Genomic DNA, 9994 nt, shown 5'->3' with positions numbered 1-9994 from the left:
ACCCTACACATTTAGTTCGTCAAAACTTTGTTCAGTTTTCAAAGGTCTACCTCAGTTAGCGTTAAGTGCTCACTGACGTTCAATATTGTATCAGATACTTATCATCAAAGTCAAGAACAAATTTTAATTTGTTTTAACTGCCATTCGTAATGTGCTCTGACAAGCAACTTTTATAATATATCAAGTTGTCATCGATATGTCAACTACTTTTTTACAAAAACTAATGACCAGAAGTAACAAATCGTTACCTCGTGACAACGTTAACTACTATACATGCTCACCCTGCGCAAGTCAACCAAATTTCGATTTTTTTGCATTAAATTTTCAAACATGAACAAACTATCATTACATGCAAAAAATGTTCTGAAAAATTGCAAAATGATATTGTTAAAGAACAAAAATATAATCTATTTGGAATTGAAAATTAACGGATAAAATTATCCATCTCATTTAATCATCATCCCCTTAGCATTCAGTTACTTCTTCTTGCTGCTAAATATACCGAACAAAACCATGAGAACGGACCAACGCACTATTCGCTTAAAAACATTCTTCCTCAATAATTTTATGTACATGTTCCCTCCCCAAACGAACACCACACCGCCACAGCAAAAATTCATCATCAACCGTCAGCACAACTAGTATTTATTCGCTTATTTAAACTAAAAAATCCCTCACCTTATATCAAAAGAAATTCCGATACAAAGTGAGGAATTTAATAACAATTACGCCAAAAAGAATGGTAAACCTAATACTCTTTAATGACTACTTTTTCTTCTTTTTTGAGCCATTTTGTTGATCCTTTTCCGGACGCATAGTTGGGAAGAGGATAACGTCACGAATAGACTTAGCATCTGTCAACAGCATTACTAACCGATCGATACCAATACCCAGTCCACCCGTTGGCGGCATACCGTATTCAAGTGCCTGGACATAATCCAAGTCCACTGGTTCAGCTTCTTCATTACCATGAGCCTTTTCTTCAGCCTGCATCTCGAACCGATGCTTCTGATCAATTGGATCGTTTAATTCACTGAAGGCGTTCGCTAATTCACTACCATCAACGTACAATTCAAACCGATCAGTCATTTCTGGGTTTTCCTTGTTCCGCTTAGCCAATGGTGACACTTCCACTGGGTATTCGTAAATAAATGTTGGCTGAATTAAGGTCTTTTCAACAAATTCTTCGAAGAAGGCGTTGATAATGTGACCCTTAGTCCAGTACTTTTCATAAGCAACATGATGTTCGTCAGCAAGCTTCTTTGCTTCTTCGTCAGTCATGTCTTTACTAAAGTCAATGCCAGTCTTCTCCTTGATGGCATCAACCATCGTGATGCGTTTAAAGTCCCCACCCAGGTCAATTTCATCACCTTGATAAGTTACCTTACCATTATCCGAAACAACCTTAGCAGCGGCCTTTACAATTCCTTCTGTTTCATCCATAACGTCATGGAAGTCCCAGTAGGCGGCATAAGTTTCCATTGTCGTAAATTCAGGGTTATGGTGAGGGTCCATCCCTTCATTCCGGAAAATACGACCTAATTCATATACACGTTCGAAGCCCCCAACGATCAACCGCTTAAGGTATAATTCGGTTGCAATCCGTAAGTACATATCGATATCAAGGGCATTGTGGTGTGTAATAAATGGACGTGCATTCGCCCCACCGGCTTTGGTGTTTAGAATTGGTGTTTCAACTTCAGTAAACCCATTGTCATCCATGTACTTCCGCACAGCCTTAATAATCGCTGTCCGTTGGTGGAAACGCTTGAAACTTTCTGGGTTAGAAATCAAATCTAGGTACCGTTGCCGATAAATAGTCTCAGGATCGGTAACCCCTTCCCACTTGTTAGGAAGTGGCCGCAAAGCCTTAGCTAAGAATGTAATTTCATGCGCCCGAACCGTTAATTCACCAGTATTGGTCTTGATAACGTCACCCTTGATACCCAAGAAGTCACCAATATCAGCACGCTTAAAGATATGATATGGTTCATCCCCAACCATGTCCTTCCGCGCATAAACTTGGATCTTGCCCGTCCGATCAACAAAATCGGCAAAACCGGCTTTACCACTGCTCCGCTTCCGCGTCATTCGTCCAGCAATGGTAACCATTTCGCCCTTTTCGTTTAGTTCTTCTTTATCGTATTGATCAAACTTGTCATGTAAGTCCTTGGCTAGGTGATCACGCTTAAAGCGCCGACCAAAAGGTTCAATCCCAAGTGACTTCAGTTCTTCCATCTTTTCGCGACGAACTCTCATCTGATCTAGTTCTTGTGACACTGAATATTCCTCCTCTAAGTAATGAGACTATCGTGCAGCCCGCTTTAATTCACGCTCAGCTGTCTGTTCGGCAAAACGATCAAAAATATCATTCATTTCTTGACGTGTTTCAGCTTCAACTAACGCTGCCTTGGTCCGTGCTGACCTTGGAATCCCTTTGAGGTAATAAGTTGATAAGCCACGGAATTCACGAACACCAATATATTCACCTTTCAAATCAATCAGTCGGTTCAGGTGCTCCTTAGCCATCTTGATTTTTTGCGTTGGCGTTGCTTCTGGTAATAATTCACCAGTTGCTAAATAGTGTTCCGTCCGCCGTAACATCCACGGGTTACCCATTGCGGCCCGTCCAATCATTGCTGCAGTGGCTCCCGTTTCCTCTAAGATCCGTTTAGCATCCTCAGGTGTCCGGACATCGCCATTGGCCATAAACGGAATTGTTAACTGGTCTGCTACGTCTTTTAGTATATGCCAATTAGCCTTTCCCGTATACATCTGTTTTCGAGTTCGTCCGTGCATAGCGATAGCAGCCGCCCCGGCCTTTTCCGCAGCTAATGCATTTTCTACTGCATAAATATGCTTATCGTCCCAACCAGTCCGCATCTTGACCGTGACTGGTTTCTTCACCGCATCAGTAACATAAGAAACCATTTCGTAAACTTTGTTTGGGTCTAGTAACCAGCGAGCACCCGCATCTGTTTTGACAACCTTATTTACCGGGCAGCCCATATTGATATCAATAACGTCGGCAGCAGTGTGTTCATCAACATACTTAGCTGCTTGAACGAGGGTCTCCTTAGTCCCACCAAAAATCTGAATGCCCATTGGATGTTCACTAGGGTCAACATTCATCATGTTCAGGGTCTTTTTATTGTGATACATGATCCCCCGGTCAGAAATCATCTCACAAACTACGTATCCGGCACCAAATTCCTTACAAATTACCCGAAAGGCCGAATTGGTGACTCCGGCCATTGGGGCAACAACCACCTGATTAGGAATCGTGACGTTGCCAATTTGCCATTCCATATTTTCACCTCAATTTTAATTTTGGACTGTGCTGGCAACAATCCATCATAAATAACCCAATCATAATAGCACATCAATTATCGAGAAACCAATTGTTACTCCTGATCAGCTGCAGGTTGGTCATCAATGCTGTCGTAAATCTTTTGCAATTCTTCTTCGTTAAACTCGTACTTTTTACCACAGAACTGGCAAACTGCTTCCGCATGGTGGTCTTCTTCAATTAACTTCTTGAGATCCTTCTTGGAAACAGTGGCTAAAGCGTGCGCAAACCGTTCCTTGGAACAATCACATCGGTAAGCAACTGGCATCGTTTCCAGAACCTTCAGTTCATCACCAAACATCCGCTTCAAAATATCTTCTGGTGTATCGCCGTCACGCAGCATCTCGGAAACTAATGGCATATCCTTGATCTTGCTTTCAAGCTGACTAATCTTGTCATCACTTGCGCCTGGCAGTACTTGGACTAAGAAACCACCAGCAACCTGAATACTCTCATCAGGTTGAACAAATACCGACAAGCCCACCGCCGATGGAATTTGTTCAGACTGGGCCAGGTAATAAGTAAAGTCTTCGCCTAATTCACCAGAAACTAAGTTTACTTCACCAGTATAAGGTGTCTTATCACCTGGGGCCACCTTGGTAACGGAAAGAACCCCCTGATGACCAACCGCACCAGCAACGTCGATCTTTCCTTCTTTCTTTGAAGGAAGGGAGACATGTGGGTTCCCCATATAGCCCTTCACCGTACCGTGGGCAGTTCCATCAGCAATGATGAAGCCGACTGGCCCATTTCCCTTGATTTTCACCGTCATCCCCGCTTCACCTTGTAAACCAGCCGTTGCCAGCAAACACGTTCCAATCAAGGTCCGACCTAGCGCAGCTGATGAAGCACTCCAGGTATCATGAATTTCATGCGCCTTTTCTACCATTTGGGTGGCGTTTACCGCATATGCACGGAATTTGCCATCCTTACTAATGGCCTTTACTAAATAGTCTGTTGATTTCATTATTATTCTCCTTCCGAAAAAAACGGGAGGACCAGCAATAACTAGGTTTCTCCCGTTTTCTGTAATTAATAGTCTGAATTATCAGAGTTACTGTTAGAAGCTGAGCTGTCACTAGTAGCTGGCGAATCATCGTTTGGATGTGCAGCGGAACTAGGAGTATCACTAGTGTCACTGGCACTTTCCTGGTCAGCAATTTGATCATGATGTTCTTCAGTAGCTGAGTGCTTCTCATCTTCGATCCGTTCAAGAGCCCGCTTAGATTCTTCAAAAGTTTGGGCACGAACCTCTTCATCTGCCGCCGCAATGTCCTTTTCAGGCATCTTGCCGGTCTTGTACAATGATAAGATTTGCTTTTCATCCAAAGTCTCATACTTGAGCAAGGCTTCAGCAATAATCTTATGTTGTTCACGGTGCGTTTCAATGATGTGTAATGCACGTTCGTGACCTTCACGTAAGATCCGCCGAACTTCTTCATCAACCAAGGCTGCGGTCTTCTCAGAGTATGGTGATTGGTCATAACCCTGACCTGTGAAGACTTGACCGGAGCTTTGCAGTTCAACCGGACCAATCTTATCACTCATTCCATACTGGGTAACCATTGCCCGCGCAATTTGTGTAGCCTGCTCAAAGTCATTTGATGCTCCAGATGATTGTGACTTGAAGATTAATTCTTCGGCGGCTCGACCACCCATCAGTCCTGCAATTTGCTCTTCAGCATTCTTCTTGGACATCAGCATCTGATCTTCACGCGGTAACATGATTGCATAACCGCCAGCACGCCCACGAGGAACAATCGTTACCTTGTGAACTACCCGAGCATCGTTCAGGACTAACCCAACAATTGTGTGTCCGGCTTCGTGGAACGCCACCGTCCGGCGTTCTTGCTTAGATTCCACCCGATCACGCTTAGCTGGACCAGCGATAACCCGATCTTCAGCTTCATACAGGTCTGCCGCGTCAATCTCATTCTTGTTGCGCCGTGCAGCAAGTAAGGCCGCTTCATTCAGCAAGTTAGCAAGATCGGCACCAACAAAACCAGGGGTTTGTTTAGCGATTTCCTTTAAGTCAACATCAGATGACAGTGGCTTATTCTTCGCATGAACACGCAAAATAGCTTCACGGCCCTTAACATCTGGACGCCCAACCAAAATTTTCCGGTCAAATCGACCCGGCCGTAACAGGGCAGGGTCAAGGACATCAGAACGGTTAGTAGCGGCCATAACAATGACCCCTTCATCACCTTGGAACCCGTCCATTTCAACCAGTAATTGGTTCAAGGTCTGTTCACGTTCATCATGGCCGCCACCCATTCCGGCACCACGACGCCGACCAACGGCATCAATTTCATCAATGAAAATGATTGCTGGAGCAGCCTTCTTAGCCTGATCGAATAAGTCACGAACACGGCTGGCACCAACACCGACAAACATTTCAACGAAATCAGAACCAGAAATAGAGAAGAATGGTACTCCTGATTCACCGGCAACGGCCTTGGCAAGCAAGGTCTTACCAGTACCTGGAGGGCCCTCGAGAAGAACACCAGATGGAATCTTAGCACCTAAACGGGTAAATTTCTTTGGATTCTTCAAGAATTCAACAACTTCAACCAGTTCTTGTTTTTCTTCTTCTTCACCGGCAACGTCAGAAAAACGAACTTTGTTCTTCTTGGCATCGGCTGGTTTGGCCTTGGTCTTACCAAAGCTCATCACACCACGACCGGCACCACCCTGACCAGCTTGTCCCATCATCATGTAGAAGAAGAAAATCATGATGACAAGAGGAAGCACAGTCAGTAACAAGTTCATCCAAACACTGTTAGATTCCTCCGCCCGCGTACTGATTTTAACGTTATCCTTATCAGCGTACTTTTGCAGTTGACTGACGGTCACGTCGCTTTGCAGAACAGAGCTTTGAAAATGCTTAACCTCAGTGTTGCGTTGTGCAGCAAATCCGAAACCGTTAGCAGAGTCATTATCAGCCTTTTGAGGCTTCCGGTAAGTCCCAGTAATCTTGTAGACTCCACCGTTTGGTTGTAGCTGGACATTCTTCACTTTGTTACTCTTTAACTCAGAGATAAACTCGCTTTGTGAGACTGTTTTGCTTTGTCCATTTGATTGGTTCCCACCAAAGAAAAAGTAAGCAATTCCCATAATGCACAAGAAAATCACTGCGTAGAAGAGAACGTTATGAGTAAAATTGTTTCTACGATTGTTATTCATAACAACCTCCTATCTACCAGCTAGTGATAATTTTTAATTGTAGTGATAATCATAGCATACCTGACAAACATTGACCATTAATTAAATCACTGAATTTTACTAGTGACTTGATTACCTAGTTTTCATAAATGGCTGGCTTTAAAATACCCACGTAAGGTAGGTTTCGGTAAAACCCTTTGTAGTCTAATCCATAGCCCACGAGAAACTCATTTGGCACATTGAAGCCAACATAGTCAGCCTTGATGTCCACTTTGCGTCCTTCCGGCTTATCCAATAGGGAGCAGACTTTGATGCTAGCAGCACCGCGTTCCTTCAATAAGTCCACCAAGAACTTCAGTGTTCGTCCCATATCAACAATATCTTCCATAATTAAGACATGCCGGCCCTGCACTTCAGAGTTCAGGTCTTGCACCAGCTTAACTTCACCGGTCGAATGGGTCCCACCATAATAGCTAGAAACATCGATAAAATCCAGCTGAAGTTTAATATCCATTCGTTCAATCATGTCGACCGTGAACAACACAGCCCCGGTCAGAACAGAAATCACCAATGGCCGCTTATCCTGATAATCAGTACTCAATTGAGCAGCCAATTTGTTCATCCGCTCGACAATCATTTCTCGACTATATAAAACCCGTTCAATATCGTTATTCATTCTTCTCTCCTTTTTGGTGCCGTTGTCCAACGTAAAAGTGAACCCACTGCTGAAGATAATCCGCTGGGCGATCAAACCATGACCATTTATAACCCACAAGAGTTAGAATCTGACCATCAGCAAGTGTTAAGACCTTTTGCTGTGACCGGATCGCTACCGGGACCTTTTGATCAATTAAAATTCGTCGAACAGCTTGATGATTACCGCCCCTTAATCGTAACTCATCACCAGGGCGCCATTGACGAAGACGAAGAGGAAACTGCTTCTTAGGCAGCCACATTTCCATTACTTTGTCCTGTTCATTGGCAAAGAAACCTAGCTCCATTGCTACTGCTAGTTGGTGATCAGCATTAAGCGAATACCAATGCTCAAATTTTACCACAGAATCCGAAAGGGAATGCGGTTGACCACTAACTTTGTTCTTCTTTTGAACAGATACGGTGGTATAGTCTTTTATTAATTGGAAATGATGTGGTAAGTCAATTACTAAATGGGGCTTTTGAGGATTTGCTAAGCTAGTAACGATTTCACCTATTTGTGCTTGCTTTAAATCACGAACCGGGAACTGTTCGAGCCACCGCCGGAGAATCCATTTTTGAAAATGTGGTGATTCAGTGGCAAAATTATTCAATTCTAACTGGCCCGCACGGTTCACCATCGTGGTTAGTCGTTCTGTTATTAAGTGCTCATTCAAATCTACTGCATCCAGCAATTGTTGGTGGTAACGATAAAGGTGCCGCAAGAATTGTGGATTTTCTTTCTTTAATAGAGGAATAATTTCGTGACGATAACGATTTCTTTGAATACCTAAATCGAGGTTGGTCACATCCTCATACCAATGAAGATTACGATGACGGGCGTAATTTACTAGTGTGTCCTTACTAAATGGCAAAAGGGGCCGTACCAACCGCCCATTGTGGAAGGCGCGCTGGTCAGCAATCCCAATTAACTGGTTTAACTGGCCCCCACGAGTAAGCTTCATTAACATCGTCTCCGCTAAATCATCCCCGTGGTGAGCAGTCACTAGGGTATCTAGCTTATTATCACCCATGACCTCAGCAAAGAAACGATAACGCATGTCACGAGCTGCTGTTTCAATACCAGTTTGCGGATGTTCTGCAGGTTGCCATTGATGAACTGCCAACGGTAATTCGTGTTGCTGACAATACTGGCGTAAAAAGTGTTCTTCTTGGCTGCTCTGCTTTCGTAAATGATGATTCACATGGGCTACCATGATAAACGGCCGCTGCTTTCTCGGTAACCGTTGGATTAAATCAACCAACGTCATTGAATCGACTCCGGTAGAAACGGCAACCAGGATACGATTCCGGCTATCAAAAAAGCGACCCTCTGAAAGGTGCCGCTTAAATTCATTCAATAAATTCATTTGTTAGCTACGCCGGCCACCGCGGCCACCACGTTTACCATCAGTTTGCCGCTTCAAAGTGGATAGACGTGATTCACTTTCTTTCATATAACCAGCAAGCATTTCATCAAAGTTCTCATGGCGATGCGACTGATGACCATTATGGAAACCACCGCGGAATGAATCGTGATTATGGTGTTCATGGAATGAACGGTGATTGTTGTTACCATGATGGAAATTCTTGTGTCCCTCATGATGACCATGTTCATGTCGATCGTGGTGCTCTTCAGCATCCTTCATTGACAAGGCGATCTTACCGTCATCACCAATTTTAGTAACCTTAACAGTTACCGTATCACCAACACTCAGGACGTCGTGGATATCCTTGACGTAATTATCAGAAATTTGGCTAATGTGAACTAAACCGGTTTGATGGTCGGCTAAATCAACGAAAGCACCAAAATTCGTGATTCCTGAAACTTTACCTGAAACCTTTGCTCCCACTTCAATTGACATGAAACTATTAGATCCTCCTCGAATCATTTATCTGAATTTAAATATGTAAGTTGAGTATACCACAATTGATTGACTGACAAACCGTTTAGTTTAAATTCAGTCTCAAAATCATTCTGCATACAACAAGGACGCGGAAATCTCAACACTGAGACGTCCGCGTCTTAAAGTTAGTCATTTAAGTTATAAACTGTTTCACCCTTCTTAGAGTAGTTATACTTTGAACGGATAACTTGCTGTAAATACTCGGGATCGTGCAGTTGCTTTTTTTGTTGTTTTAAGTCGGCCCCAATTTCCTTTTGCCGCGTTAATTGTTGCTTAGAAGTCCGGATATTCCCGTTAATCTTGGCTAATGAACGCTTACTTTGCAAAATTTGGAAGCCTAACACAAGAAAAATTACCAGGAAAACCAATAAGATCCGCTTAGTGCGCTTGATGCGGGCCTCACGAACATAGTGTTGGCTTTGGAGGGCCTGACGGGCATATGGCGTATCAATTGGTGAAATCTTATTAGAATGCATCATGTCCCCTCCTCCTAGTAAATTTACTTATCACTGATTAAGTATACCAGCAAGAATAAAGATTTGTCTACCTGATACTATAAAAATAGTTATTTTATTTTATAACAGCTCAACTAAATCATTTGTCAAAATTCTCGGCATAAGTTTCATCAATAATTTTATACATATCTTCTGCGTCACTTTTTTTCGTTGTCTCCACAATTTTGTTGATTTTGACTGTTTCAGTCTTATTGCCGAACTTAATAGTTAAAGTATCGCCGGCCTTGACTTTGCTCGACGATTTGGCTGGGCGATCGTTGACCAAAATTCGACCTTGATCAGCAATCTCTTTGGCGACTGAGCGCCGCTTAATAATCCGTGAAACCTTTAAAAATTTATCTAACCGCATCATTTGTTTCTTCTCC

At 43.1% G+C, this 9994-nt stretch carries 9 protein-coding genes; all 9 read right to left on the bottom strand.

Annotation, left to right across the window (positions count from 1 at the left end; genetic code table 11):
- Nucleotides 1-765: 765 nt before the first annotated feature.
- The gene (gene lysS / locus FD27_RS00445) at nt 766-2280 is read right to left on the bottom strand and encodes a lysine--tRNA ligase (RefSeq protein WP_057747824.1); all 1515 of its coding nucleotides are present in this window, start codon (nt 2278-2280) and stop codon (nt 766-768) included.
- Nucleotides 2281-2307: 27 nt separating this feature from the next.
- A complete protein-coding gene (gene dusB / locus FD27_RS00440; protein ID WP_057747820.1) occupies nt 2308-3309 on the bottom strand; it encodes a tRNA dihydrouridine synthase DusB in 1002 nt (333 codons plus the stop codon).
- Nucleotides 3310-3404: 95 nt separating this feature from the next.
- Nucleotides 3405-4316: an Hsp33 family molecular chaperone HslO gene (gene hslO, locus FD27_RS00435; RefSeq protein ID WP_057747817.1), complete on the bottom strand. Its 912-nt coding sequence runs from the start codon at nt 4314-4316 to the stop codon at nt 3405-3407.
- 65 nt (nt 4317-4381) lie between these two features.
- Nucleotides 4382-6535: an ATP-dependent zinc metalloprotease FtsH gene (gene ftsH, locus FD27_RS00430; protein ID WP_057747814.1), complete on the bottom strand. Its 2154-nt coding sequence runs from the start codon at nt 6533-6535 to the stop codon at nt 4382-4384.
- Nucleotides 6536-6650: 115 nt separating this feature from the next.
- Nucleotides 6651-7190 carry a hypoxanthine phosphoribosyltransferase gene (gene hpt / locus FD27_RS00425; RefSeq protein ID WP_057747811.1) on the bottom strand — a complete coding sequence of 180 codons (540 nt, stop codon included), beginning with the start codon at nt 7188-7190 and terminating at the stop codon, nt 6651-6653.
- Nucleotides 7183-8577 (bottom strand): tRNA lysidine(34) synthetase TilS, encoded by a 1395-nt coding sequence (tilS, locus tag FD27_RS00420; RefSeq protein WP_057747808.1) that lies wholly within the window; start codon nt 8575-8577, stop codon nt 7183-7185. The genes hpt and tilS overlap by 8 nt, the downstream gene beginning before the upstream one ends.
- A 3-nt stretch (nt 8578-8580) precedes the next feature.
- On the bottom strand, nt 8581-9072 hold the full coding sequence (locus FD27_RS00415; protein WP_057747804.1) for a S1 domain-containing RNA-binding protein: 492 nt from the start codon (nt 9070-9072) through the stop codon (nt 8581-8583).
- A gap of 167 nt (nt 9073-9239) precedes the next feature.
- Nucleotides 9240-9593, bottom strand: a complete 354-nt coding sequence (locus FD27_RS00410; RefSeq protein ID WP_057747801.1) for an FtsB family cell division protein — start codon at nt 9591-9593, stop codon at nt 9240-9242.
- A 115-nt stretch (nt 9594-9708) separates the two neighbouring features.
- Nucleotides 9709-9978, bottom strand: a complete 270-nt coding sequence (locus tag FD27_RS00405; RefSeq protein WP_057747840.1) for an RNA-binding S4 domain-containing protein — start codon at nt 9976-9978, stop codon at nt 9709-9711.
- Nucleotides 9979-9994: the final 16 nt, after the last annotated feature.

The sequence above is a fragment of the Limosilactobacillus frumenti DSM 13145 genome (assembly GCF_001436045.1).
GTDB lineage: Bacteria > Bacillota > Bacilli > Lactobacillales > Lactobacillaceae > Limosilactobacillus > Limosilactobacillus frumenti.
This window is presented reverse-complemented; position numbering and strand designations above follow the sequence as displayed.